Origin of the sequence: Lentzea roselyniae, from assembly GCF_039537795.1 — a bacterium.
Taxonomy (GTDB): domain Bacteria; phylum Actinomycetota; class Actinomycetes; order Mycobacteriales; family Pseudonocardiaceae; genus Lentzea; species Lentzea atacamensis.
In genome coordinates this window covers 114,589-139,127 of sequence record NZ_BAABBE010000014.1, presented here as the reverse complement: position 1 = coordinate 139,127, position 24,539 = coordinate 114,589, and the positions used below count along the sequence as shown (strand labels likewise).

Genomic DNA, 24,539 nt, shown 5'->3' with positions numbered 1-24,539 from the left:
TCCTAGTTGGTCCACCGCTTGGCGGCCGCCTGGGTGAGGCGGTCGAGCATCACGCCCAGCACGACGATCGCGACACCGGCCGCGAGCCCCTTGCCGTACAACTGGCCCTGAGAGAACCCGGCGACGACGTCGTAGCCGAGCGCGCCGGCGCCGACGAGACCGCCGACGACGACCATCGAGAGCACGTAGATCAGTCCCTGGTTGGCGGCGAGCGTCAACGCCCGGCGCGCCATCGGCAGCTGCACCTTCACGATCGTCTGCCACGAGCTCGAGCCCAGCGCCGTGGCCGCCTCGACGGTCGCGGGCGACACCGCGCGGACGCCGTCCGCGATGATCTTGATGGCGACCGGGGCCGCGAACACCACGGCCGCGATGATCGCGGTGAACCGCGAAGCCGAGAACAACGCGAGGAACGGCACCAGGTACACGAACGCGGGCATCACCTGGCCCGCGTCGAGGACCGGCCGGATGACCCGGTCCGCGCGCCTGCTGCGGCCCATCCACACGCCGACCACGACGCCGAGGACCATCACCAGGATCGTGGCGACCAGCGTGGACGCCAGCGTGATCATCGAGTCCTGCCACAGCCCGGTCGCGACCAGCAGACCGAGGCACACAGCGGACACCACGGCCGGCCTGAGGCCACCGATCAGGAACGAGAACGCGACGATCACCAGCGCCACCACGAACCACGGCGACTCGGCGAGCAGCGCCTGCAGCGGGTTGATCAGGGCGAGCGTGACGAAATCCTTGAAGCCACCCGTGATCACCGGCAGCGAGTCCTGCACCCACTCCGTCACGGCCGTCGCGCCCTGCCGGATCGAGCTGCCGATCTCCACGTCCGACTGGAACTCCGCCGCCCACAGGTAGGTGTAGGAGAGGTAGACCGCGACGCCGGTGACGCCGAGACCGCCGAACATCGCCCAGCGCGGCAGCTTCCGGCGTTCGGTGGCGGCGGTCGTCACGCGGTCCAGCACGATCGCCAGCACCACGATCGCGAGGCCCGCGTTGAACGCCGTGCCGACGTCGAGCGTCTGCAACGCCTTCACGACGGTCTTGCCCAGGCCCGGCGCGTCGATCAGCGCGGCGATGGTGACCATCGACAGCGCGGCCATGATCGTCTGGTTGATGCCGAGCACGATCGTCTTGCGCGCGGACGGCAACAGCACCTTGACCAGTGTCTGCTGCCAGGTCGCGCCGAGGGACTCGCTCGCCTCGACGGTGTTGTGCGGCACCGAGCGGATGGCGTGCGCGGTGATCCGGATGGCGGGCGGCGCCGCGTAGATCAGCGTGGCGATCGTCGCCGAGGCCGGACCGATCAAGAAGAACAGCGTCAACGGTGCCAAGTAGACGAACGTCGGCATCGTCTGCATGAAGTCGAGCACCGGCGTAATGACCCGGTGGGCCCGATCGGACAGTCCCGCCCAGACGCCCAGCGGAATGCCGAACAGCAACGAGATCACGACCGCGGCGAGCGTCAGCGAGAGCGTGTCCATGCTCTCCTGCCACAACCCCTGCAGACCGAGGAACACGAAGCCCGCGACGGCGAGCAGCGCGACCCGCCACCCGGCCACCACCAGGCTGACGAAACCCGCGATCGCGACCACGCCGAGCCAGCCGATCACCGGCACGGGCCGCCCGAACGACGGCTGCGCGATCAACGCCTGCACGAACGTCACGAACTCGTCGATGACGAACCGGATCTCGTTGAAGAAGTACAGGAACAGCGGGTTGGAGTTCCTGGACGCACCCACCGCGTCGTTGACGCTGTTGATCCAGCGGTGCAGCGGGGTCAGCGCGGAGGCGTCCAGCGACAGCGTCCCGACGTTGCGGAACACGAGCCACAGCACCAGCCAGGCCAGCACGATCCCACCGGCGATCAGGGCCTTGGACCGGTAGATCGGGCGCGAACCCTGCTGTGGCCCCGGTTGCGACACCTGTGGTGGCGCTTGCTGGGGCTCGGCAACGGCGACCATCACGCCTCCCCGGCGACGACCCCGAGGATCTCCTCGTCCGCCACAACGCCGAGCAGTTCGCCGTCCCGCACGACCTTCACCGGCTTGTCCGCGCTGAGCACGCTGCGCACGGCTTCCCGCACAACGGTTTCCGGCGGGAGCTCCGGCCCGTCCAGCTCGTCCTCCGGACGCGGCGGACGCATGATCCACTTCAGGGTCAGCACGTGCGAGCGCGGCACGTCCTTGACGAAGTCGCGCACGTAGTCGTCCGCGGGCGCGCCGACGAGCTCGTCACCGGTGCCGACCTGCACGACCTGACCGTCACGCATGATCAGGATCCGGTCGCCGAGCTTGAGCGCCTCGCTCAGGTCGTGGGTGATGAAGACCATCGTCTTGCCGACCTCGCGGTGCAACCTGATGACCTCGGACTGCATGTCGCGCCGGATCAGCGGGTCGAGTGCGGAGAAAGGTTCGTCGAAGAACAGAACATCGGGATCACCGGCGAGCGCGCGCGCAAGACCGACGCGCTGCTGCATGCCGCCGGAGAGCTGGTCCGGATAGGACTTCTCGTAGCCGGTGAGGCCCACGAGGTCGATCACTTCCTGTGACCGCTCTCCCCGTTTCGCCCGTGGTACCCCACGGATTTCCAGCCCGTAACCGACGTTGTCGGCGACAGTGCGGTGCGGGAGCAGACCGAAGTGCTGGAACACCATGGAGAACTTGTTCCTGCGCAGGTCACGCAGACGCTTGGCGTCCGCTTCGAGGATGTCCTCACCCTCGAACATGATCGTGCCCGCCGTGGGTTCGACGAGTCTCGTGAGACAACGGACCAGTGTGGACTTGCCCGAGCCGGACAGTCCCATGACCACGAACATCTCACCCGGAGCGACATCGAAGTCCACTCCGCGCACAGCGGCGACGGCACCTGTGCGATCCATCAGCTCCTGGCGCGACAACGACTTCAGCTCGTCGGATGCCACCACTTGAGATGCATTGGAGCCAAATACTTTCCACAGGTTCCCGACCGAAATCACGGGATCCACGTTCAAACCACTCCGACCTGTTGCGGACTGCGCACACCGTTTCTCGATGCGCGACAGCATTGACCCTCACACGGGTACGGTCAAGGGCTGATACATGTTCAGTCCTTTGTGGACAACCAATCATCCCATGACTTGACTGTCATCGTTCGGACGGGAAAAGCTGAACTGAGCGGTCTCCTGCACCGCCATCCCCTCGACGAGGAGCTGTTCGTGCAAGCCCCCAGAATCGCTCTGGCAATGACGTTCGTGTTGACAATTGCCGGTTGTGGCAGTGGATCGACGTCATCATCACCGCGCTCCAGTTCGGCGGCACCGACCGAGCCCTGCGACTCGATCACCATCGCAGTCAACCCTTGGGTCGGCTACGAGGCAAATGCCGCAGTGATCGGCTATTTGGCCGAGAAGCGACTCGGCTGCAAGGTCACGAAGAAGGAAGTCGACGAGCAGACCGCCTGGCAGGGCCTCGACTCCGGCGAGATCGACGTGATCCTCGAGAACTGGGGTCACGAAGACCTGAAGCAGAAGTACATCGAGGAGAAGCGCACCGCAGTCAGGGTCGGCCCGACCGGCAACAAGGGCGTGATCGGCTGGTACGTGCCGCCGTGGATGAAGAAGACCTACCCGGACATCACGAACTGGCAGAACCTCAACAAGTACGCGGAACTGTTCAAGACCGCGCAGTCCGAGGGCAAGGGCCAGGTGCTCGACGGCGACCCCTCGTACGTGACCAACGACGAGGCTCTGGTGAAGAACCTGAACCTCAACTACAAGGTCGTCTACGCGGGCAACGAGCAGGCGCTGATCAAGGCGTTCCGCCAGGCGGAGGAGAAGAAGACGCCGCTGATCGGCTACTTCTTCGAACCGCAGTGGCTGCACCTCGACATCGAGCTCGTCAAGGTCGACCTGCCCGAGTACAAGGCGGGCTGTGACGCCGACGCGGCCAAGGTCGCCTGCGACTACCCGCGTTACGAGCTCGACAAGATCGCTTCCAAGAAGTTCATGGACAAGGGCGGCCCGGCGGCCAGGCTGATCCAGAACTTCCAGTGGAGCAACGACGAACAGGACGCGGTCGCGTCGTTCATCGCGAAGTACAAGATGTCGCCGGACGAGGCGGCACGGCGGTGGATCGAGGCGAACCCCGACCGCGTCGACGACTGGCTCACGAAGGCCAAGCCCTAGTGCCGTTGCAGTCAGCCTTTGCCCCGTGTTCGGCGGCCCGCTGAGCGTCGAAGACGCGGCGAAGGTCGGCTGTCGCGGCACTAGCTGGGCTTCCGGCTCCACCACTTCTCGTCAGGGCCGGAGATGTCCTCGACGCTGAGCCTGCGGACGGACCCGGCTCGCTTGAGCCGGGCCTCCAGCTGGTCCTTCCGCTGGGCGAGCCTGCGGTAGATCTCCACCGCGGAGGTCTCGGGCTCACCCCGCAGTCTCTCCACAGTGCGCCAGTTGCCGAGGAACTCGAGCGTCAGATCGGCGACGGCCTGCCCGGCGTGCGCGGTCAGCTCGTCCGCCGGCGTCGCGAACCGGCCCGCGTGGAACGCCAGGTTCCTCGTGACGTAGAGCCATTCCAGGACCGCGGCGACGGTGTCCTCCTGCTCGGCCAGCCAGCCCGCGAGGGCCGTCGAGTCCGCCAGCCTCATCCGCCACAGCTCGACGAGGTCCTGCACCAGACCGCCCTCGTTCGCCGCGAGCGCGGTGACGGCCTCCTGGGCGGCCTTGAGCTGTTCGTTCGGCCGGTTGTGCCTGATCAGCACTTCCAGCCAGGCGTCGACGGACTTGAGGTGGTGCTTCACGCCGGTCGTCGGGACGTGCGCGTCGAGCGGCCGGCGCAGCTGCTTGTCGTGGTTCGTGGTCACGACGTGCAGGCTGATCAGGTGCTGCCGCAACATCTGCAGCGCACACGCCTTGGCCAGCCACGCGATCTTGCTCGGGTCCAGCCCGGTCGCCTCCAGCGCACTCCACGCGAGCCCGGCACCGGCCATCGGAGCCGTGTTCGCGGACACCTGCCTGGCCAGGTTCGCCACCCGCATCGCACTGCGCAGCTCAGCGGGCCAGTACGCGGTGATCGGGTAGGCGTTGCCGACCGTGCGCTGATGCTCTGTGCCGCGCGAAACCCGGCCGGTCGGCCCGCTGACCTGCCACAACGGCGCGATGTCCAGCACGGTGAGCCGCTCCCCCGCCGCGTACTGGTCGAGCACCTCCCCGAGGATCCGCCTGCCCAGCAACGCCGCCGTGTGCACGTCCGCCGCGCTGACCGGCAGCCGCACCAGCACCGACGACCCGTCCACGGCGTCCTTCAGGAAGTCGTCCTTCGGCAACCTGTTGCGGTGCAACGGCTCTTGCCTCGCTTGGGGCAACAGCACGTCCAAATGCCGCAGTACTCGTGCGCCGCGGACCACCAACGCCACCACATGCCTGCGCGGTGGCGGCCAGAACACGTCCCCGAGGCCGGAGTCCGGCTTCTTGAGCCACCGCAGCAGGTCGGCGCGGAGCTGCCTGCCGTCACGGCCGTGCACCGCGACCACCACCGCCACCTCGGCGATCATCCTGGCGCGCAACGGAAGCTCGACGCCGTTCCACAGTGGAGTGATCCATTCCTTGACAGCGGCTTCCAACGCCCGCGGATCGAGCTTCTTCGCGGCGGTGGCCGTGACCTGAGGGTCGAGTTTCTGCCCGTCGGCCGCGATCGCCGCGTCGACGTCGAGGAGTGTCTGACGTGCCTCGGCGAGTTCTTTCGCGCCACCGTGGTCGTACGCGGGCGCGGCGGCGTCCATGCACGCGAGCGAGGTGGTGATGATGCGGCGCAACAGGTTCCACCGCGGCTGGTCCTCGGTGGCGTGGCTGTCGAGCGCGGTCTGCGCACGGGTGACGGCGAGGAACGCGCTGTTGAGGCCCGCGACGTGTTCGCCGATGTGCGCGTCGGGGTCGAGTGCGCGCAGCACGCCCTGCAACAGTGCCCGCTGGCCGCGGTCGAGCCCGGCGTCGTCGAACGCCTGCCGCAGCCTGGCGTCGAGGTACTGGTAGCGCACGCAAAGACCCTAGTGCCGTGACCACCCGCCTTCGCCCGTGTTCCGACGTGGAACTCCGTTGGCCGGCGGTCCCGGGTCCACACTGGGATGCATGGACAACAGGAAAGCGGTCTTCGCGGGTGTGGACGGGCAGTCGCTGGCCGGCCGCCTCGAACTGCCGGACGGACCGGTCGTGGCGACCGCGGTGTTCGCCCATTGCTTCACCTGCGGCAAGGACTCGGTGGCCGCCTCCCGGATCTCCCGCGAGCTCGCGGCCCGCGGCGTGGCGGTACTGCGCTTCGACTTCACCGGCCTCGGCCAGTCCGACGGCGACTTCGGCAACACCACGTTCACGTCCAACGTCGACGACCTGGTGTGCGCCGCCGACCACCTGCGCGAGACCGCCGGTGCCCCGAGCGTCCTCATCGGACATTCACTTGGCGGCGCGGCCGTGCTGGCCGCCGCTCACCGCGTGCCCGAGGTGCGCGCCGTCGTCACGATCGGCGCGCCCGCCGACACCACCCACGTCGAGCACCTGATCGGCTCGTCCACCGCCGAGATCGAAACCCGCGGCGTCGCCGAGGTGGTGCTGGCCGGGCGCCCGTTCCGGATCAGCAACGACTTCCTCGCCGACATCAAGCAGCAGAACCAGGCCGCGTGCATCGCCGGACTGAACCGCGCACTGCTCGTCATGCACTCGCCGCAGGACGACCTCGTGGGCATCGACAACGCCAGGCTCATCTTCGACTCGGCCCGGCACTCCAAGTCGTTCGTGTCGCTCGACGGCGCCGACCACCTGCTGACCAACCGCGCGGACGCGACGTACGTGGCGGAGGTGCTCGCGGCGTGGGCGAGCCGGTACCTGGCTGGCTAGTGGGAAGCCCCGGAAAACGCGAGAGGCCGACGAGATCTGTGTTTCCACAGACTTCGCCGGCCTCAGCCGAGAGCGGGCGACGGGAATCGAACCCGCGTAGCTAGTTTGGAAGACTAGGGCTCTACCATTGAGCTACGCCCGCGTTGCCGCCCTGGAGTGGGGCTGCGGTTAATACCTTAGCGGAGGGCGGTAAGCTGGGTGCAACCGGGGCGTGGCGCAGTTTGGTAGCGCACCCGCTTTGGGAGCGGGGGGTCGCAGGTTCAAATCCTGTCGCCCCGATCGGTTGCCGAGACCCGCAGTGAGCCTTTCGCTGCGGGTCTTCGCACATGCACCCTCGGACCTCAACCCCTTCAGCCCCCGCTGAGGAACAGTCGCTCGGGTGAGTTCCACACCCAATTGGCTGGCTTCGACCAGCAGGTCTTCGGCGCTGTGGTGAGCAGGCTCACAGGTGGTCCTGTGTGGAGGCCACTCCTACCTGGGTCCGGCGGTGGGTGGGGCGTTCGATCTCGTCCACCACGGCCAGCGCGAAATCGGCGTAGGTCAGCTTGTCGGCCGGATCGGCGGCGCCCAGCCGGTACGTTCCCGTGCTCGTGCCGCCGAACATGCCGGCCGGGCTCATCACCAGCCAGTCCGCCTCGGAGCGGGCCAGCACGTCCACGCCCGCCGCGTGGCCCAGGCAGAACGGGCGGTGTTCGGCGGGGAAGTCCGGCGCATCCACCACCCGCACTCCTGGCGCGGTTTCCAGGAGCGGGTAGATGCCGATCACGATGATGCGGCGGACACCGGAGGCCACCAGTGAGCGGGCCGCCTGGGCGTAGAACTCCGCCGGATCGCGTGACAGGTCCACCACCGAGCTCACCGCCACGTCGTAGCCGGCGGCGACCTCCGGCGCCGCCAGGACACCGGGGTCCCTGCCGATCTTGGCCACCTCGTGGCCGCGCGCCTCGGCGACTGCCGCGATCTCCCGTCCGGCCTGGCCGGACGCTCCGAAAACAACGATCTTCGTCATGGGCGCGAAGGTAGGGTGCGAGGGTCCGGTTTCCGCAACGATATTGGGGGTGAGCAGGTGAAATGCGCGCATGACGAGCTGCCGTACCGCATCGGTGACAAGTGGACCGCGCACGTGTTGCGCGGGCTGCAGGACGGTCGTCGGCGCTTCACCGAGCTGCGCGCCGGTATGCCGGTGGTGACGCCCAAAGTGCTCACCGAGACGTTGCGGGCGATGGAGCGGGACGGCACAGTCACGCGCACCGAGTACGACGAGAACCCGCCGCGGGTGGAGTACGAGCTGACCGAGCAGGGACACAAGCTGCTGGGCTTGCTCGACCTCTGCTGCGAGTGGGCTCGCGAGAACCTGGTGGAGACCTGATGCGGCTTGAGCAGATCGTCGTCGACAGCAACGATCCGGCTCGCCTCGTGCGGTTCTGGGCCGAGTTGCTCGGCGGCGAGCCGGTCGAGCGCGAGCACGGCTGGGCGCACGTCGAACCGCCCGACGGCCCGCGGATGTCGTTCCAGCCGGTGCCAGAGCGCAAGGACGTGAAGAACCGGCTGCACCTCGACTTCGAGGTCGAGGACATCGAGGCCGCGGTCGTGAAGGCGGTCAGCCTGGGCGCCAGCCGCGAGGGCCTCGTGCACACCGACGAGAAGGGCAGCTTTCAGGTGATGCGCGACCCCGAGGGCAACGAGTTCTGTTTCGTCCGCTGAAGAACCTGTTACTGGACCGCCCGCCAGAGCGCCTCACCGAAGCGGATCGCGACGACCACGAGCAGCACGCCGATCGCGAAGCTGATGAGGCACCGGACGATCACCAGCAGTTTGGCGCCCTTCACCACGTCATGATTCATCCGTGAACGGCAAGAACAACAGCGTCCATCCGAACCAATAGCATGCTGGTGTGACCGACTGCCTGTTCTGCCGCATCGTCGCGGGCGAGATCCCGGCGACCGTGGTGACGGAGACCGACACGACGCTCGCGTTCCGCGACATCGACCCCAAGGCGCCCACGCACGTCCTGGTGATCCCCAAGGAGCACCATCAGGCGATCGGCGACGTCGACCCGCTGCTCGCGGGCCAGATCCTCGCGACCGCGCACCAGGTCGCGAAGCAGGAAGGTGTCGACGAGTCCGGCTACCGGCTCGTGTTCAACACCGGCAGGGACGGCGGCCAGACCGTCTTCCACGTGCACTGCCACGTGCTCGGCGGGCGCGGGCTCACCTGGCCACCGGGCTAGCTCTCTCCCGGGCTAGTTCTGCCCTGGAAGAGCCATCTCCCGCACGAACTGCGCGTCGACCGGGTTGCCGTGACCCGGCACGACGATCCGCGGGTTGAGCTCCAGCATCAGGTTCAGGACGTGCCGCCAGTTCGACGGCGTGGCGTCCGAACCGGCCTGAGCCGGCGCTCCTTCCTCGACGAGGTCGCCGGCGAACACGACGTCCACGTCCGGCACGTGCACGATCACGTCGTGCGAGCTGTGCGCGGGACCGAAGTGGTGCAGGTCCACCCTGCGGCCGCCGACGTCCAGCGTGACGGTGTCGCGGAACGTGTGCGTGGGCGCGATCAGCGTGCCCTCGAACGGGTCCGAGTAGTAGACGGCGCGGCTTTCGAGCAGGCTCTCGTCGATGACGCAGTCCTCGTGCGCCCACACCTCGCACGGCAGGAATGCCTCAGTGGCCAGCACGTGGTCGAAGTGGTTGTGCGTCAACACGATCCGCGACGGACGCACCTCGTCGGCCAGCGCCGGGCCCATGCCGGAGTCCACCAGGAGCGAATCACCTGATCCGGTGATGAATCCCAGGGTGAGGTCGAGCTCGGTGTGCCGCCGGATGAACACGCCGTCCGCGATCTCGATCACCGCAGCGCTCCGTCCACAAGCACTCCATCGACCAGCGTCGGCACCGCCGCGCTCACCCCGATCTGCACCGCCAGTTCCACGTCGGCGGCGTGGCCGTTCTCGACCAGCTCCCGCCCCGAGCCGCAGTCGCGCACCGCGGCCGCGACGTCGGTGCTCCGGAACGCGGTGGCAGCGAGCGCCGCCTCCGGCGAGGCCGTCCCCGGGAGAGCCGCGAGGACCGCACCCGCACCCAGGTAGTCCTCGACGCACGGGCGCAGCGGCCCGAACTCACGCGGCCCGGAGTTGAGGATGTCGAGCCCCCACCGTTCGCCGCCGGGGATCAGGCCGATCGTCTCCCCCAGCTCCGCCGCCCGCTTGGCCACTGCCTCGGCGTTGCGCAGGCAGGCCGCCAGCACGTGCGCCCCGGTCTCCGCGGCGAGGAAGCACAGGTTCGACCCGTTCGGCGACGGCAGCTCGACGAGCCCGGTCGCCTCGGCGAGTGATGCTGGTCGCAGCGTCTTACCCGATGTGGGCTTCCAGCGCGACGGCCGCACCTGGCCACCGTTGCCGACCACCAGGTCGACCGAGGTCGTGAACGACAGCACGTCCACGACAATCAGCACGTCACAGCCTTGCAGCACGTTGACGCCCTCAGGCCCCCATTCCAGCCTCAGCTGGTACCCCTCCTGGCTGAACACACCCACCAGCGTGCCAGACTCCGTGACGTGCGCGTTTATCTGGCAGCAGACCACGCGGGCTTCGAGCTGAAGTCCCACCTGTCCACGGCTCTCAAGGACCAGGGCTACGAGGTCGTCGACGTCGGTGCCCACGAGTACGACGCCCAGGACGACTACGTGTCGTTCTGCACCGATGCCGCCGAGCGCGTCGTCGCCGACCCCGGCAGCCTCGGCGTCGTGATCGGCGGCTCCGGCAACGGCGAGCAGATCGCCGCGAACAAGGTGAAGGGCGCCCGCGCCGCGCTCGCGTGGAACATCGACACCGCGCAACTCGCCCGTGAGCACAACGACGCCAACCTGGTCGGCATCGGCGCCCGTCAGCACAGCACCGAGGAGGCGACCGCGATCGTCTCGGCGTTCCTCAAGACGCCATTCTCCGGCGAGCCCCGGCACCAGCGCCGCATCGACAAGGTCAGCGCCTACGAAGACAGCGCCCACGAAGGCAGCGCTGTTCAGAACAAGCGTGCCTGAGGGTCACACGCTGCACCGCCTGGCGCGGCTGCACCAGCGCCGGTTCGCGGGCAAGCCCGTGGCCGTGACCAGTCCACAGGGACGCTTCGCGGCGTCCCTCGTGGACGGGCGCAAGCTCGTCCGTGCCGAAGCGCACGGCAAGCACCTGTTCCACGTCTACGGCCCGGACGCGATCGTGCACGTCCACCTCGGCCTGTACGGGACGTTCACCGAGTCACCGCTGCCGGTCCTGCTGCCCGTCGGCCAGGTCCGGATGCGGATGGTCGGCGAGACGCACTGGACCGACCTGCGTGGCCCGACCGCGTGCGAGGTGCTCAACAAAGACGAGGTCAGGGCGATCCGCGATCGGCTCGGCCCCGACCCGTTGCGCAAGGACGCCGACCCCGATCGCGCCTACGAACGGATCATCCGGTCGAAGCAGCCGCTCGCCGTGCTGCTGATGGACCAGAAGATCCTCGCGGGCGTCGGCAACGTCTACCGCGCGGAAGTGCTGTTCCGGCACAACGTGAACCCGTTGCTGACCGGCGACAAGGTCAGCCGCGAACTGTGGGACACCCTGTGGAACGACCTCGTCGTGCTGATGAAGGACGGCGTGAAGGTCGGCCAGATCAACACCGTGCGTCCCGAACACCTGCCCAAGGCGATGGGTCGTGCTCCGCGCGTGGATCGGCACGGCGGTGAGGTGTACGTCTACCGCCGTGCCGGTCAGCCGTGCCTGGTCTGCGGAACCGAGGTCCTGACCACGGAACTGGCGGCGCGCAACCTCTTCTGGTGCCCTGCCTGCCAGCCCTAGAAAATTCTTGGTCGGTCGGGTTTTGGGTGCGGCCAGAAAGTGCTCAATCGATGAGCACTTTCAGAAGTCGAACCCGCCCATGTCACCGAAGTCGAAGCCACCGGCGTCGCCCGAATCAGCGGCACCACCCATGTCGCCCATGTCCCCCATGCCCATGTCGCCCATGCCGTAGTCACCGATGCCGTGCATGCCCGAGAACATGGCGTCCATCAGCAGGAACGTGCCCACACCCCACGCACCGGCCACGAGCGCGGGCTTCCACCACGGCTCGGAGTACCAGCCACGCGGCACCGGACGGCCGGCGACCATGCCACCGGGGTAGTAGTAGGGCGTGCCGGAACCGGAGTGCGGCGACGCGGCGTACTGGTGGCCCTCGAGGGTGACCTGGCGGTCCTCGCTGACGGCACCCGCCTGCTTCTGGCCGGCGATCTCGGGCAGCGCGGGACCGGGATCCATGCCCATGGCTTCACGCGCGGCGCGTACGTAGTGCAGACCCTCCATCGCGGTCTGCGTGACCAGCCGCGCCTGCGGGATCGTGCGGGCCTGCTCCATCTGCGACCCGGCCGCGGTGAAGCGCTCGGACGCGTCGGCCAGTGCCTGCGTGGACGCGGCGTTCGAGCCCGTGAGGCTCATCACCTGACCGCCCAGCCGCTCGACCCACCGGCGGGCCTCCGCCTTGGCGTCGTCGAGCTCACGCGCCTTGCGCGCGTTGCTCTGGCTGACCAGGTAGAACGCCCCTGCGACAAGCAGTACCAGCACTACAACCCACACGATGGTGCCCACGGCTTACCTCCCACACCAGGTAAACCGTCAACGCGTGAACGCCAGCCGTAGTTCCGTCAGAAGACCTCAGGGCAATGAGGCTCATCGGTGCCGAGGAACGCCATCGTCAACGCGTCCACATGACCAGGCGTGTGCTCAACCACGCGGTGTGCGCGCCTCAGCACGGAAAGCCGTACGCCGCCGAGGTACACGCTGCCGAGCGCGGCGACGTCGAGCGACACGTCCGCGGCGTCCTCGGTGCGCGTCACCACCGCTTCACCACGCTTGACGGTGAACCGCCACCGGCCGGAGTTCCACGGGCAGAGGGAGTCCTCAACCTCGAGCACACTGTCCACATCGGACTGGTAGCGCCGCAGCGGTAGCGCCCGGTCCACGTCGACGATCCGCAGCCACAGCGCGTCGCTCAGCTCACGCCGCACCTTCCGCGGGTTGTCGACCATGTGCAGGATCGGGTCGTCCGTGGCCGTGTAGAAGGAGATTCCGCTCGCCAGATCGAGGTCGAGCAGGAACCGGTAGAGGTCCACGTACGCCTGCTCGGTCTCGCACACCAGCTCACGCACGTGCAACTCGTTCTGCGGCCCGCTGTTGTTCGACTCGTGCTTCACGCGGAAGACCACGTATCCCTGCGGGTGCAGGCAGTAGCGGTAGGCGGAGAGGCCGTCGCGGTTGGACTCGGCGTCGCCGAGGTGGACGTCCCAGGTCTTCTCCACCCGGCTCAGCCAGCCGGTCCGCGTGCGGCGCACCCGGTCGTGCACCTCGCGCATGAACGGCATCGCTTCCTCGCGCGTCACCTGACGGATCCGCGCGTCGCTCACGGACACGCCGGGGTGGAACGGCATCCGCGTCGGCATCGTCATCATCGACAGGCTCGACGCGTGCTCGCCGTAGCCGAACCGCCGGTAGATCGACCCCTCCGACGCCCAGAGGATCGCGATCGGGTCGCCCGTCTCGTGCATGCCGTGCAGCTGCGTCTTCATCAGCAGCGACGCGACGCCGCGGCGGCGATGGCCCGGTTTCACACCCACGACGGTCACCGCGCCGGCGGGTGCGAGAACCCCACCGGGAACGGTGAGCTCACGGCTGAGCACACCACCGGTGCCCACCATCTCGTCACCGTCGAACACGGCGTGCGTCCGGTCCAGCTCCAGCACCTTCGTCCAGCGGTGCCCGCCGTCGGCCGGGGGTTCGTCGAGAAACGACCAGGCGAACACCCTCTGGAACTCGGGGAGGTCCGCGCTTCCGATGGTCCTGATGCTCAGCGCCGAGTCAGCCATAGCGGCAGTGATACGCCGCTACCGCCGCGCTCGCAGCTCAATTACCGCTGAATCGACTTGATCTCGCAGAACTCGTCCAGGCCGAACCTGCCGAACTCACGGCCGTTGCCCGACTGCCGATAGCCACCGAACGGCGCGCTGGTGTTGAACGCGGCACCGTTGATGTCGACCTGCCCGGTGCGCAGCCGCTTGGCGACCTTGAGCGCACGGTCGGTGTCCGCGGAGAACACGGCACCCGCCAGGCCGTAGATGGTGGAGTTCGCGATGCGCACCGCGTCGTCCTCGTCCGCGTACGGCATGACCGACAGAACCGGCCCGAAGATCTCCTCCTGCGCGATCGTCATCTCCGGCGTCACGCCACCGAACACCGTCGGCGCCACGTAGAAGCCTTGCGGCAACGGCGCTTCCGGCCCACCGGCGGCCAGCTGGGCGCCTTCCTCGACGCCCTTGCGGATGTAGCCCACCACCCGGTCGCGCTGCGCCTTCGACACCGCGGGCCCGATGCGCGTCGCCGGATCGGCCGGGTCGGCCGGGGCGTACTTCCGCGCAGCGGCAGCGGCCAGCTCGACGGCCTCGTCGTGCCGGTCCGCGGGCACCAGCAACCGCGTCCAGGCGCTGCACGCCTGGCCGTTGTTCATGAACGAGTTGGCGACCGCGATCTTCACCGCGCGCCCGAAGTCCGCGTCGTCGAGCACGATGCACGCCGACTTGCCGCCCAGCTCCAGCGCGACCCGCTTGACCGTCTCGGACGCCACCGCCGACACCCGCCGCCCAGCGCGCGTGGACCCGGTGAACGACACCATGTCCACGTCCGGGTGCGCCGCCAGCACCTCACCGACGACGGGCCCGGTGCCGTGCACCAGCCCGAACACGCCCTCCGGCACGACCGCCGTGATGATCTCGGCGAGCAGGTCCGCGGTCTTCGGCGCGAGCTCACTCGGCTTGAGCACCACGGTGTTGCCCGCGGCGAGGGCCGGCACGACCTTCGCGACCATCTGCTGCAGCGGGAAGTTCCACGGCGTGATGGCCGCCACGACCCCGATCGGCTCGCGGAAGATCAGCGAGTTGCCGATCTCCTCCGGTTCGAAGTAGCCGCGCTCCAGCACGTCCGCGACACCCTTCGCGATGGCGACAGGGTTCGCGACCTGGACCTTCTGGCTGAACGTGATGGGCGTGCCCATCTCGCGCGTCATGGTCTGCGCGAGCTCGGCGCCACGCTCCTCGAGGCCGTCGATGATCGCCCGGACCGCCTTCGCCCGCTCCTCCACGGAGGTCTCCGACCACGCCGGGAACGCGGCCTTCGCGGCGGCCACGGCCGTGTCGACGTCGGCCGGCGTGCCCTCGGCGAGCGTGCCGACGACTTCCTCGGTGGCGGGGTTGACGACCTCGATCACGAGAGCCCTCCAGGCGGATGTGACACCAATGCGCTGACAACGGTTCAGCCTGTCACATCGCCCGCGCAGGAGCCATCGCACCTCCGATCCGCCGCTCGCGCAGCGCCCGGAGATGCACCGCCGCCCACGTCCGGTACGGCCGCCACGTCCCGGACACCTCCACTCCGGCTTGCGACCCGGCAGGTCCAGGTCGAGCCCACGCAACACCGCCGGCGCCGGGAACAACGCCATCCCCGGCCAGCGACGCCTTCAGCGCAGCCGCCTGCGAGACCCGGACCCGCTGCGACAGCACCGACCCCGCCGTCGCCTCGTACGACGAGTAGAACCCGCACGGCCGTAAACCGGACAACGACGCCTGCGCGGTGGCGATCACCGGATCCCGCGCACCGACGCCGGGCCACGCCCGCCCGTCGACGTCCAGCGCCAGGAGCCGGCACACCTGAGCCGCCGCCAGGTCGAGATCGCCCTCGCCGGCCAGCTCCAGCACGGCAGTGGCGCCGCGCTGGGTCACGGAGACCGAAGCACGGCGCCACTCACCCTCGACCAGGAACGCCGACTGCAGCGCCTCGCCCTTGCGCGCAGGCGGCGCGGACGGGGTGAAGCCCTCCCAGGAGGCCCGGGACGTAGCCAGTGACCAGGGCCCCTGAACTACGACCTCGACGCAGTGGTGCGCCATGTCCGAGGACGTTGGCGAGCACCACCGACAAAAAACTCAGCTGAAGTCGAGGTCGCCCGTGCGCGTCCGCTTCAGCTCGAAGAAGTACGGGAAGCCGGCGAGCATCCGGGCGCCGTCGAAGATCGTGCCCGCCTCCTCGCCCCGCGGGATCTTGGTCAGCACCGGGCCGAAGAACGCGACGCCGTCGATGTGGATCGTGGGCGTGCCGACGTCCATGCCGACCGGGTCCATGCCGCGGTGGTGACTCGCCTTCAGCTCCTCGTCGAACTCGGTCGAGGTCGCGGCCTCTGCGAGCTCCGCCGGGAGCCCGGCGTCGGCCAGTGACAGCTTGATGACCTCGTCGAAGTCCTTGTTGCCCTCGTTGTGGATCCGGGTGCCCATCGCGGTGTACAGCGCCGGCAGCGCCTCGTTGCCGAACTTCTGCTCAGCCGCGATGGCGACGCGGACGGGACCCCAGCCCTTGGTCATGAGCTCCTTGTACTGCTCCGGCAGGTCCCGCCCCTCGTTCAGCACGGAAAGACTCATCACGTGGAAGCTCAGGTCGATGTCGCGGACCTTCTCCACCTCGAGGATCCACCGGGAGGTGATCCAGGCGAACGGACAAAGAGGGTCGAAGTAGAAGTCGACCTTCGCCTTGTCGGCCATGCGTGCCCCTTCAGTGACGGTGAGTGGGGTTATCGCCCCATCAGCCCAACGAGATCACCCTGTCATCTCTTCCCGTACGCCGGTTCCGTGATTGGATGCGGGAGTCATAACCATTCCCGACGACGTCAGCGCGTAACCACACGCGCGGCAGACGAGGTGACCAGTGGCCGCGCCCAACCTCACCCGCGACCAGGCTCAGGAACGTGCTGAGCTGCTGGAAGTGGAGTCCTACCGGATCGAGCTGGACCTGACCGACGGCGGCGGAAAGCCGGGTTCGGACACGTTCCGCTCCACCACCACCGTGGTGTTCCGCAGCCGGACTCCGGGTGCTTCCTCGTGGATCGACATCGTGGCGGCGACCGTGCACCGCGCTGTGCTGAACGGCAGCGAGCTCGACGTCTCCGAGTACCGCGAGGAGGACGGCGTCAAGCTGCCGGACCTCGCGGAGACCAACGAGCTCACCATCGAGGCCGACTGCCGGTACATGAACACCGGAGAGGGCCTGCACCGGTTCGTCGACCCGGTCGACGGCGGCGTGTACCTGTACTCGCAGTTCGAGACCGCGGACGCCAAGCGCATGTTCGCGTGCTTCGACCAGCCGGACCTGAAGTCCGTCTACTCCATGAAGGTGACGGCGCCCGCGGACTGGAAGGTGATCTCGAACAGCGAGATCATCGCCACCGAGGACGGCGAGGGCGGCGCGGACGTGCACACGTTCGCCACCACCAAGCCGATGTCGACCTACATCGTGGCGCTGGTCGCCGGTCCGTACGCGGAGTGGCGCGACGAGTTCGTCGAGGGCGACTTCAGGATCCCGCTCGGCATCTACTGCCGTGCCTCGCTCGCTCCGCACATGGACCACGAGCGGCTCTTCACCGAGACCAAGCAGGGCTTCGGGTTCTTCCACAAGGCCTTCGGGGTGCAGTACCCGTTCGGCAAGTACGACCAGTGCTTCGTGCCGGAGTTCAACGCGGGCGCGATGGAGAACGCGGGCTGCGTCACGTTCCTGGAGGACTACGTCTTCCGCAGCCGGGTCACCCGCTACCTCTACGAGCGGCGCGCGGAGACCGTGCTGCACGAGATGGCGCACATGTGGTTCGGCGACCTCGTGACCATGCGCTGGTGGGACGACCTGTGGCTGAACGAGTCGTTCGCCACCTGGGCGTCCGTGCTCGCGCAGGCGGAGGCCACCGAGTACCGCCAGGCGTGGACGACGTTCGCGAAGATCGAGAAGTCGTGGGCGTACCGGCAAGACCAGCTGCCCTCGACGCACCCGGTCGCCGCGGACATCTCCGACGTGCAGGCGGTCGAGGTCAACTTCGACGGCATCACCTACGCCAAGGGCGCTTCCGTGCTGAAGCAGCTCGTCGCGTACGTCGGGCTGGAGAACTTCCTGGCGGGCCTGCGGGTCTACTTCGCCAAGCACGCCTGGGGCAACGCGACGCTCGCGGACCTGCTGGGCGCGCTGGAGGAGGCGTCCGGCCGCGACCTGTCGTGGTGGAGCGCGCAGTGGCTGGAGACGACCGGCCTGAACCTGTTGCGCCCCAAGTTCACCGTTGACGCCCAGGGCCGGTTCACCGAGTTCGCCGTGCTGCAGGGCGGCGCGCGTCCGGGTGCCGGGGAACTGCGCACGCACCGCATCGCGATCGGTGTCTACGACGACGACGGCTCCGGCAAGCTGGTCCGCACGCACCGCCACGAGCTGGACGTGACGGGCGACCGCACCGAGGTGCCCGAGCTCGTCGGCGTCCACCGCGGCAAGATCGTGCTGGTCAACGACGACGACCTCACGTACTGCACCATGCGCCTCGACCCGGACTCGCTGGCCGCGCTGATCGACCACATCTCCGACATCGCCGAGCCGCTGCCGCGCACGCTGTGCTGGTCGGCCGCGTGGGAGATGACCCGCGAGGCCGAGCTGAAGGCCCGCGACTTCGTGAACCTGGTGCTCGGCGGTCTGCACGCCGAGTCCGAGGTCGGTGTGGTGCAACGGCTTCTGCTGCAGGCCCAGACGTCGCTGTCGTCCTACGCGGACGACTCGTGGCGCGGCGAGGGCTGGCGCCGGTTCGTGGCCAAGACGCTGGAGCTGGCCCAGGCCGCCGAGCCGGGTTCCGACCACCAGCTGGCGTTCGTGAACGCACTGGCGTCGTCCGTGCTCGACGAGTCCACTTTGGACGTGCTGCGCGGCTGGTACGACGGAAGCGCCGTCCTCGAGGGCCTGGACGTCGACACCGACCTGCGCTGGCGCCTGCTGCAGGCCCTGGTGGCGCACGGCAAGGCGGACCTGCCGGAGATCAACGCCGAGGAGGAGCGCGACCCGACCGCCACCGGCCACCGCCGCGCGCAGCAGGCACGTGCGCTGCGCCCGACGATCGAGGCCAAGGACGAGGCCTGGGACCGCGCGGTGAACGACGACGACCTGCCCAACGCGGTCAGCGAGGCGATCATCGCCGGCATCTCCCACCCCGGCCAGAAGGAGCTGCTCGCGCCGTACGTCGAGCGTTACTTCGCCGACGTGAAGGGCGTGTGGGACCGCCGCACCTCCGAGCGCGCGCAGTCGATGGTGGTCGGCATGTTCCCGGCCTGGTCGATCGCGAAGTCCACTGTGGAGGCCGCGGACGCGTGGCTCGCGGGCGACCACCCGCCTGCCCTGCGCCGCCTGGTCTCCGAGGGTCGTGCGGGCATCGTGCGTGCCCTGGCGGCGCAGGAGTTCGACCGCTCCTGAAATTCGCTGTGCGACGAAGGCCCCGTGACGCTTTGATGGCGGCACGGGGTCTTCCCGTTTCTTGGGGGTGTTTTGTTCCGCTACGAGGTCGTGCACTGGTACGAGGACGACCACGACGAGATCGTGGAAGTGCTGGCCCGCGCCGTCGACACCGACGGGTTGTTCGCCAGGCCGCGACCGGGCGACCGGGAACGCGTGGTGCTGCGCGGCTGCCCGCCGAGCTTCGCCGGCCTCACGGGCAACTGCATGCTCGAAATCGGCACCGACGACGAATGGCAGTGGTGGAGCCTGGAGGACCTGGTGGTCCACGGCACCGTGCCGGACGGCGATCTGATCGACGTGGTGGCCAGCGCGGAGGTGCGCCTGGTCGACGACGGCCCTGGGCTCGGACCGTGCTGCAACCTCCTCTCCACAGCCGGTGCCCGCGTGGGCGGGTGCCGTGGGGTGGACGGGTTTCCGCGGCAGTGGGAAGGACTCGGCTGGCCACCGGTGGCGTTGATCGGCGTCGACCAGCCGGAACGCATCCGGCCGCTGGACCGCCGCAAGCACAGCTGGGCGGGCGGCGAGCGACTGCACGCCCTGGACAGGCGCGGCCACGTCATGGCGAAGGTGCCGATCGAACTGGACGTGGTTTCGGTGACGCCCTCCGCGCTGGGTGACGGGCTCTTCGACGTCGTGCTCGATCAGTCGGACTCGGAGGAACGGCCGGATCCGTCCGCACGGGCGGTGTGGGACCTGTGGCGCGAAGGCGTTCCGGCGGAACCCAACCTGTGGGCGCCTTTCGACACGGCCGGCCGCCGGGCGTGGAGCAGGCTCACCCTCCAGAGGCTCGAGAAGTCCGCCGCAGACCAGGTCGGCGGCGTCTACCACCTCGACGGTCGCCACGTCACCGACGAACCGGGCCTGCACCTCGCGATGAGCGAGGCGCTGCTCGGCCCCGGCCACTACTTCGGCTGGGGCTACGACGCGTTCGCCGACTGCCTCTGCGGTGGCTTCGGTGTGCGACCGCCGTTCACGCTGGTCTGGAACGACGCGCAGGTGGCCCACGGCGCGATCCGCGACCACTTCCTGCTGGTCCTCGAGCTGATGCGACGCTCCGGCATCACGGTCGAGTTGAAGTCTCCCTCCACTTTGGACGGCGTGACCGAACTGGACCGGCGTCTGGCGTTCGGCGCACTCGTGACCAGCTGGGTCGCCGGTTACACCAAAGCCGCCGACCTGTCCGCGGAGCCGTTCGCCGACTCGTGGATCGTGCGCGGTGATCAACAGGACAGGCAGGTCGAGCGCGTTGTCACCGACGAGGCCGACACCGACTGGCATGTCGGGAAGATGTGGAAGGGCGACTGGATCACCGTGCCGACGACCGCACCGGACGAGATGACCGCGCGCCTCATGGACGCGGACCTGGAGATGCGTCCGCGTGAGACGTTCATGCGACGGTCTCTCACCGACCACCCGGCGCCGGAACCACCCGCCGGCTACACGATCGAGGTGAGTCGCGAGGACGTCGTCATCGACGTCCGGCTGCTCTTCGAGGGCACCGAAGCCGCGAGTGGACGAATGGCCGTGGTGGACTCGGATGCCGTACCGCACCGCGTTTTCACGACACCAGCGCACCGGCGTCAGGGGCTCGGTAGCGTCGTGATGGGTGTGCTCGCACGGGAAGCGGCGGCGGCTGGAGCGGTGGACGGACTGCTGTTCGCGACCGCGGACGGGCTGCCGCTGTACCGGAAACTCGGCTGGGAAATCGTTTCCGACGTCGTGATCGCGTCGAACACCAAGGGGAAGCATGATCGGTGAACTGGTGGAGCGCTGGCACCACGGCTGGATCACGGCCGACGGCCTGACGTCCGAGTACCGCGACGGCTACCTGGTCGTCCACGTGAACCGGCCGCGCAGGAAGTACGAGTGGATTGCCACGGACGACGCGGAAACCGCGGCCATGGCCGCGATCGTCGCCGCGACAGCGGAGCCGAACTGGTTGAGCGTGCCGACGAACGCGCCGCAGAAGACGACCGCGGCGATCGAAGCCGCCGGGCTGGTCGTGGCCCGGCCGGACGAGACGTTCATGCGGTGCTCGCTCGCCGGACACCCGCGGTTCGACCCGCCGGCGGGCTATGCCGTGGAGGTGAGGAGGAATCCGGTCATCGGGGTGCGGGTGCTGACCCCGGACGGCGAGGAAGCGGCGAGCGGGCTGATGGCCGTCGTCGGGGAAGACGCTGTCGCGCACCGCATCGAGACCGCGGAGGCACACCGGCGGCGAGGGCTCGGCAGCGTCGTCATGGGCACGCTGGTGCGGGAAGCGCTGAAGGACGGGGCGGCGAACGGGTTGCTGTTCTCCTCGACCGACGGCGTGCACCTCTACCGCAGGCTCGGCTGGGAGAAGATCTCCGGCCTCGTGGTGGCGCGCAACGAGGTCAGCCCGTAGAAAGGCCCCCGGCGCGATCGCCGGGGGCCTTCTCGGTGCAGATCAGGAACGCGGTGCGTTGCCCGCCTGGTCGGTCAGCATGCGCAGGCCAGACACGAGGCCGCCCGCGAGGTCGCCCTCCTTGAAGGACGCCACCATGCTCATCACCGCGAGCTTGGCGCCGCGGTCGGCGATGCGGCGGTGCGACTCCTCGCCCGTCACGATCTCGACGACGCGCTCGCCCGGCGACACGGCCACGAGGACGTGGTGCGACGGACGGTCGGTGGAGGCGTGCAGCTCTTCGGCGCGCTCACGCGAGGACGAGCCGAGCTCGCCCAGGTAAACGCTGAAGTCCAGGCCCGTGGTGCGGCTGGAGAGCGTCAGCGCCTCGTCCAGCTGCGCGAGCTGGGCCGGCGTGAACGGCAGCTCCGGCGCGTGCGGCTCGTACATCTTCGCGACGGAGACACGGCCGCTGTTCGTCACGACCGCGCCGAGGGGCAGCGTCGACGGGTCGACGGCCTCGATCGCCTTACCAGTTGCCACGGGCGCCTCCCTTGGCGGTCGAGCCCGACGTGGCGGGCTCGGCGGTGCTGTGGTGGTGCACGCTCAGCCCCGCGGGGTTCGCGCTCCACCACACCGGGGCGTAGCCCCACTCCTGGCCGGGCCGGTACCGGGGAATCCGGGTGGCCTTTGGCCTCACCGTCAGCAGCGCGATCACGCCGTACAGAGCCAGCGGGATCAGCGCGAAGACGAGGACGGTCTCCACGATGGTCACGGCGGGTACGGTAGCCGAACTCAGCCGCGCGTGAGCGGCCGGGCCAGCGTGATCGCGGTCAATCCCACGATCGTGCCCGCCACGACGTAGACGGCCCCCAGCGACGTCCACGACGCCAGCGGTCCGGCGAGGCCCGCGCCCAGCGGCGACAGCCCCCACGCCAGCACGCGGTACGCGCTCGTCACGCGGCCCATCATCGGGCCTGGTGTGAGCCGTTGGCGGCGGGTCGCGGACAGCACGTTCCAGCCCGCGGACGCGACGCCGAAGAGCACGCACGCGAGCACGGCCACCACCAGCCACGGCACGAGGCCGAACAACGCGAACGCGGCACCCAGCAGCGCCAGGAACCCGACCATCACCCGCCCGGCACCCCACCGGGACGCGAGCCGCGGGGAGACCCAGGCGCCTAGCAGAGCACCGGCCGCCATGCACACGACCAGGCCGGGAACCACCGGTTCGGCAAGGCGGAGCACCTGGATGGAGTAGAGCGCCAGCATGGCGTTGACTGCCGCTGCACAGAGAGCTGTGATTGCGACCGCAACTACCAGTGACCGCAGACCAGGGGTCCGCAGCAGGAACAGCGCGCCCTCCACCAGCTGCCCGCGAAGATCGCCCCCAGATCGCTCTGGAGCGACGTCTGGCACGCGGGACACCAGCAGGGCGGCGACGACGAAGGAGGCGGCGTCCAGCGCGAAACAGGCGGCCGGCGCCCACCAGAACAGGACCGCGGCGGCCAGCGGACCGGCGAGGTCCATGCCGACCGTCTCGACCGCGACGAACCTGCCGTTCGCCGCCTCCAGGTCGTCCGGCCCCGCCAGTTCGACGAGGAGGACCTGTGACGCCGAGTCCGCGAACGTCTCGGCGGAGGTCAGCACGAAAGCTGTGGCGCACAGGACGAGGACCGTCGCGTGTCCGGTGTGGACCGCCAGCGCGAGCAGTCCGGTCACCCCGGCGCGCAGCCAATGTGCCACCACGACAACGGTTCGGGGCCGCCAGCGGTCCACGAGCACCCCGGCGGGCAGCGCGATGAGCAACCACGGCAGCGTCGTGGCGACGGCCACCGCGGACACGGCGAGCGGGCTGCGGGTGCTCGCGGCGGTGAACAAGGGCAGCGCGACGATGCGCACGCCGTCCCCGACGAGCGACACCGCCCAGGCGCCCGTGAGCGCTCGGAAACCACGTCCGTGCAGGCCATTCGCGGTATGACGCACGTCACGTTCCATCAGTTTGAACGCTACAGAGCGTGTCCATACCGGCCAGTAGAGGCAATGAGTGCTCTCGTGCGGCGCAGCGGTTACACCCGGTCAGGCCTCACCCGGTCGGATGCGAACGGGTGCCGGTTTGGGGTCTTGTTCCCGGAACACCCACCTCTTAGCTTTTCACCTATACGGGTCTTGCGCACCCGCCCCGAGAGTCCTGGAGGACACAAAATGTTCACGATGACCCGCCCCCAGGCCCTGTCCATCACTCTTCCGAGCTACAAGGACGATTCAGTGCGTATCACGGCAAGTGACTCCGTTCGCATCACGGCGAGCGACTCCGTTCGGATCACTGCGGCCGATTCGGTGCGCATCACTGCCGCAGACTCGGTGCGTATCACGATGGCAGACTCGGTCCGCATCACGGCGAGCGATTCGGTCAGGATCACGATGTCCGATTCGGTGCGAATCACTGCGCGTGAGGACTCCGTTCGGATCACCGCGCGGCAGGACTCGGTCAGGATCACGGCGCGTGAGGACTCGGTTCGCATCACGGCGAGCGACTCCGTCCGGATCACGATGGACGACTCGGTCCGGATCACGGCTCAGGACTCGGTGCGCATCACCATGGACGACTCGGTCCGGATCACGGCCCAGGACTCGGTGCGCATCACCATGGACGACTCCGTGCGCATCACCGCGCACGACGACAGCGTCCGCATCACGGCCCAGGACAGCGTCCGCATCACGATGGACGACTCCGTGCGCATCACGGCACACGACGACAGCGTCCGCATCACGGCCCAGGACAGCGTCCGCATCACCATGGACGACTCCGTGCGCATCACGGCACACGACGACAGCGTCCGCATCACGGCCCAGGACAGCGTCCGCATCACCATGGACGACTCCGTGCGCATCACGGCACACGACGACAGCGTCCGCATCACGGC

26 protein-coding genes and 2 tRNA genes are annotated in these 24,539 nt (G+C 68.7%); 12 read left to right on the top strand and 16 right to left on the bottom strand.

Going from position 1 to position 24,539, the window contains the following annotated elements; genetic code table 11:
* Positions 1-2: 2 nt before the first annotated feature.
* Positions 3-1,976: an ABC transporter permease gene (locus ABFX45_RS25380; RefSeq protein ID WP_109640812.1), complete on the bottom strand. Its 1,974-nt coding sequence runs from the start codon at positions 1,974-1,976 to the stop codon at positions 3-5.
* Positions 1,976-2,938, bottom strand: coding sequence for a quaternary amine ABC transporter ATP-binding protein (locus ABFX45_RS25375; RefSeq protein ID WP_346132369.1), 963 nt, complete (start codon positions 2,936-2,938; stop codon positions 1,976-1,978). The genes ABFX45_RS25380 and ABFX45_RS25375 overlap by 1 nt, the downstream gene beginning before the upstream one ends.
* Positions 2,939-3,235: 297 nt before the next feature.
* On the opposite strand from ABFX45_RS25375, the gene ABFX45_RS25370 reads away from it, so the two are divergent.
* Positions 3,236-4,177, top strand: a complete 942-nt coding sequence (locus ABFX45_RS25370; protein ID WP_109640810.1) for an ABC transporter substrate-binding protein — start codon at positions 3,236-3,238, stop codon at positions 4,175-4,177.
* A gap of 80 nt (positions 4,178-4,257) precedes the next feature.
* On the opposite strand, the gene ABFX45_RS25365 is transcribed toward ABFX45_RS25370, so the two are convergent.
* Positions 4,258-6,024 (bottom strand): hypothetical protein, encoded by a 1,767-nt coding sequence (locus tag ABFX45_RS25365; protein WP_346132366.1) that lies wholly within the window; start codon positions 6,022-6,024, stop codon positions 4,258-4,260.
* 91 nt (positions 6,025-6,115) lie between these two features.
* On the opposite strand from ABFX45_RS25365, the gene ABFX45_RS25360 reads away from it, so the two are divergent.
* On the top strand, positions 6,116-6,877 hold the full coding sequence (locus ABFX45_RS25360) for an alpha/beta hydrolase family protein (protein WP_346132364.1): 762 nt from the start codon (positions 6,116-6,118) through the stop codon (positions 6,875-6,877).
* Between the two features lie 71 nt (positions 6,878-6,948).
* On the opposite strand, the gene ABFX45_RS25355 is transcribed toward ABFX45_RS25360, so the two are convergent.
* Positions 6,949-7,019: transfer RNA gene (locus tag ABFX45_RS25355), tRNA-Gly, on the bottom strand.
* Positions 7,020-7,082: 63 nt separating this feature from the next.
* On the opposite strand from ABFX45_RS25355, the gene ABFX45_RS25350 reads away from it, so the two are divergent.
* A tRNA-Pro gene (locus ABFX45_RS25350) sits at positions 7,083-7,156 on the top strand.
* 163 nt (positions 7,157-7,319) lie between these two features.
* On the opposite strand, the gene ABFX45_RS25345 is transcribed toward ABFX45_RS25350, so the two are convergent.
* Positions 7,320-7,886 (bottom strand): NAD(P)-dependent oxidoreductase, encoded by a 567-nt coding sequence (locus tag ABFX45_RS25345; protein ID WP_346132362.1) that lies wholly within the window; start codon positions 7,884-7,886, stop codon positions 7,320-7,322.
* Positions 7,887-7,943: 57 nt separating this feature from the next.
* Here ABFX45_RS25345 and ABFX45_RS25340 point away from each other — a divergent pair, with 57 nt between their 5' ends.
* Both ABFX45_RS25340 and ABFX45_RS25335 read left to right on the top strand, forming a co-directional pair.
* On the top strand, positions 7,944-8,246 hold the full coding sequence (locus tag ABFX45_RS25340) for a winged helix-turn-helix transcriptional regulator (protein ID WP_211337662.1): 303 nt from the start codon (positions 7,944-7,946) through the stop codon (positions 8,244-8,246).
* Positions 8,246-8,581 (top strand): VOC family protein, encoded by a 336-nt coding sequence (locus ABFX45_RS25335; RefSeq protein ID WP_109640806.1) that lies wholly within the window; start codon positions 8,246-8,248, stop codon positions 8,579-8,581. Before ABFX45_RS25340 ends, ABFX45_RS25335 begins: the two co-directional genes overlap by 1 nt.
* A gap of 8 nt (positions 8,582-8,589) precedes the next feature.
* Here ABFX45_RS25335 and ABFX45_RS25330 read toward each other — a convergent pair whose 3' ends face one another.
* Complete coding sequence (locus tag ABFX45_RS25330) at positions 8,590-8,721, bottom strand: hypothetical protein (RefSeq protein ID WP_267899880.1); 132 nt, start codon at positions 8,719-8,721, stop codon at positions 8,590-8,592.
* Positions 8,722-8,771: 50 nt separating this feature from the next.
* Here ABFX45_RS25330 and ABFX45_RS25325 point away from each other — a divergent pair, with 50 nt between their 5' ends.
* The gene (locus ABFX45_RS25325) at positions 8,772-9,107 is read left to right on the top strand and encodes a histidine triad nucleotide-binding protein (RefSeq protein WP_109640805.1); all 336 of its coding nucleotides are present in this window, start codon (positions 8,772-8,774) and stop codon (positions 9,105-9,107) included.
* A 12-nt stretch (positions 9,108-9,119) separates the two neighbouring features.
* On the opposite strand, the gene ABFX45_RS25320 is transcribed toward ABFX45_RS25325, so the two are convergent.
* Both ABFX45_RS25320 and ABFX45_RS25315 read right to left on the bottom strand, forming a co-directional pair.
* A complete protein-coding gene (locus ABFX45_RS25320; RefSeq protein ID WP_346132359.1) occupies positions 9,120-9,728 on the bottom strand; it encodes an MBL fold metallo-hydrolase in 609 nt (202 codons plus the stop codon).
* Positions 9,725-10,411: a 2-phosphosulfolactate phosphatase gene (locus ABFX45_RS25315; RefSeq protein WP_346132357.1), complete on the bottom strand. Its 687-nt coding sequence runs from the start codon at positions 10,409-10,411 to the stop codon at positions 9,725-9,727. Before ABFX45_RS25315 ends, ABFX45_RS25320 begins: the two co-directional genes overlap by 4 nt.
* Positions 10,412-10,432: 21 nt before the next feature.
* Between ABFX45_RS25315 and ABFX45_RS25310 the strand changes: the two genes are divergently transcribed.
* Positions 10,433-10,915 (top strand): ribose-5-phosphate isomerase, encoded by a 483-nt coding sequence (locus ABFX45_RS25310; protein ID WP_346132355.1) that lies wholly within the window; start codon positions 10,433-10,435, stop codon positions 10,913-10,915.
* A complete protein-coding gene (locus ABFX45_RS25305; protein ID WP_346132353.1) occupies positions 10,908-11,708 on the top strand; it encodes an Fpg/Nei family DNA glycosylase in 801 nt (266 codons plus the stop codon). The genes ABFX45_RS25310 and ABFX45_RS25305 overlap by 8 nt, the downstream gene beginning before the upstream one ends.
* Positions 11,709-11,768: 60 nt before the next feature.
* Here ABFX45_RS25305 and ABFX45_RS25300 read toward each other — a convergent pair whose 3' ends face one another.
* From ABFX45_RS25300 to ABFX45_RS25280, 5 genes are read right to left on the bottom strand one after another with little or no spacing between them, the layout of a single operon-like run.
* The gene (locus ABFX45_RS25300) at positions 11,769-12,491 is read right to left on the bottom strand and encodes a hypothetical protein (protein ID WP_346132351.1); all 723 of its coding nucleotides are present in this window, start codon (positions 12,489-12,491) and stop codon (positions 11,769-11,771) included.
* A 56-nt stretch (positions 12,492-12,547) separates the two neighbouring features.
* A complete protein-coding gene (locus tag ABFX45_RS25295; RefSeq protein WP_346132349.1) occupies positions 12,548-13,765 on the bottom strand; it encodes a GNAT family N-acetyltransferase in 1,218 nt (405 codons plus the stop codon).
* A 41-nt stretch (positions 13,766-13,806) separates the two neighbouring features.
* Positions 13,807-15,159 carry an aldehyde dehydrogenase family protein gene (locus ABFX45_RS25290; RefSeq protein ID WP_346132347.1) on the bottom strand — a complete coding sequence of 451 codons (1,353 nt, stop codon included), beginning with the start codon at positions 15,157-15,159 and terminating at the stop codon, positions 13,807-13,809.
* Positions 15,160-15,211: 52 nt separating this feature from the next.
* A complete protein-coding gene (locus tag ABFX45_RS25285) occupies positions 15,212-15,835 on the bottom strand; it encodes a DNA glycosylase family protein (protein ID WP_346132345.1) in 624 nt (207 codons plus the stop codon).
* A gap of 36 nt (positions 15,836-15,871) precedes the next feature.
* Complete coding sequence (locus tag ABFX45_RS25280; RefSeq protein WP_109640796.1) at positions 15,872-16,480, bottom strand: mycothiol-dependent nitroreductase Rv2466c family protein; 609 nt, start codon at positions 16,478-16,480, stop codon at positions 15,872-15,874.
* Between the two features lie 163 nt (positions 16,481-16,643).
* Here ABFX45_RS25280 and pepN point away from each other — a divergent pair, with 163 nt between their 5' ends.
* The 3 genes from pepN (at position 16,644) to ABFX45_RS25265 (ending at position 21,633) form a co-directional block, all read left to right on the top strand.
* Complete coding sequence (gene pepN, locus ABFX45_RS25275) at positions 16,644-19,205, top strand: aminopeptidase N (protein ID WP_346132342.1); 2,562 nt, start codon at positions 16,644-16,646, stop codon at positions 19,203-19,205.
* Positions 19,206-19,277: 72 nt separating this feature from the next.
* Positions 19,278-21,005, top strand: a complete 1,728-nt coding sequence (locus tag ABFX45_RS25270) for a barstar family protein (RefSeq protein WP_346132340.1) — start codon at positions 19,278-19,280, stop codon at positions 21,003-21,005.
* The gene (locus tag ABFX45_RS25265) at positions 20,995-21,633 is read left to right on the top strand and encodes a GNAT family N-acetyltransferase (RefSeq protein WP_211337659.1); all 639 of its coding nucleotides are present in this window, start codon (positions 20,995-20,997) and stop codon (positions 21,631-21,633) included. Before ABFX45_RS25270 ends, ABFX45_RS25265 begins: the two co-directional genes overlap by 11 nt.
* Positions 21,634-21,675: 42 nt before the next feature.
* Here the strand turns inward: ABFX45_RS25265 and ABFX45_RS25260 are convergent, their stop codons facing one another.
* From ABFX45_RS25260 to ABFX45_RS25250, 3 genes are read right to left on the bottom strand one after another with little or no spacing between them, the layout of a single operon-like run.
* Positions 21,676-22,155, bottom strand: coding sequence for a DUF5130 family protein (locus ABFX45_RS25260; RefSeq protein ID WP_109640793.1), 480 nt, complete (start codon positions 22,153-22,155; stop codon positions 21,676-21,678).
* A complete protein-coding gene (gene ctaJ, locus ABFX45_RS25255) occupies positions 22,142-22,387 on the bottom strand; it encodes an aa3-type cytochrome oxidase subunit CtaJ (protein ID WP_109640792.1) in 246 nt (81 codons plus the stop codon). The genes ABFX45_RS25260 and ctaJ overlap by 14 nt, the downstream gene beginning before the upstream one ends.
* Positions 22,388-22,407: 20 nt before the next feature.
* The gene (locus ABFX45_RS25250; protein WP_109640791.1) at positions 22,408-23,610 is read right to left on the bottom strand and encodes an MFS transporter; all 1,203 of its coding nucleotides are present in this window, start codon (positions 23,608-23,610) and stop codon (positions 22,408-22,410) included.
* Here ABFX45_RS25250 and ABFX45_RS25245 point away from each other — a divergent pair.
* On the top strand, positions 23,590-24,539 hold a 950-nt coding region (locus ABFX45_RS25245), incomplete at its 3' end, for a DUF2345 domain-containing protein (RefSeq protein WP_346132486.1). The genes ABFX45_RS25250 and ABFX45_RS25245 overlap by 21 nt on opposite strands.

Coding starts and splice junctions, on each gene's coding strand:
- ABFX45_RS25265 (WP_211337659.1), top strand. CDS start 20,995: ATGATCGGTGAACTGGTGGAGCGCTGGCACCACGGCTGGATCACGGCC.
- ABFX45_RS25335 (WP_109640806.1), top strand. CDS start 8,246: ATGCGGCTTGAGCAGATCGTCGTCGACAGCAACGATCCGGCTCGCCTC.
- ABFX45_RS25330 (WP_267899880.1), bottom strand. CDS start 8,721: ATGAATCATGACGTGGTGAAGGGCGCCAAACTGCTGGTGATCGTCCGG.
- ABFX45_RS25285 (WP_346132345.1), bottom strand. CDS start 15,835: ATGGCGCACCACTGCGTCGAGGTCGTAGTTCAGGGGCCCTGGTCACTG.
- ABFX45_RS25250 (WP_109640791.1), bottom strand. CDS start 23,610: ATGGAACGTGACGTGCGTCATACCGCGAATGGCCTGCACGGACGTGGT.
- ABFX45_RS25295 (WP_346132349.1), bottom strand. CDS start 13,765: ATGGCTGACTCGGCGCTGAGCATCAGGACCATCGGAAGCGCGGACCTC.
- ABFX45_RS25380 (WP_109640812.1), bottom strand. CDS start 1,976: ATGGTCGCCGTTGCCGAGCCCCAGCAAGCGCCACCACAGGTGTCGCAA.
- ABFX45_RS25345 (WP_346132362.1), bottom strand. CDS start 7,886: ATGACGAAGATCGTTGTTTTCGGAGCGTCCGGCCAGGCCGGACGGGAG.
- ABFX45_RS25360 (WP_346132364.1), top strand. CDS start 6,116: ATGGACAACAGGAAAGCGGTCTTCGCGGGTGTGGACGGGCAGTCGCTG.
- ABFX45_RS25280 (WP_109640796.1), bottom strand. CDS start 16,480: ATGGCCGACAAGGCGAAGGTCGACTTCTACTTCGACCCTCTTTGTCCG.
- ABFX45_RS25370 (WP_109640810.1), top strand. CDS start 3,236: ATGACGTTCGTGTTGACAATTGCCGGTTGTGGCAGTGGATCGACGTCA.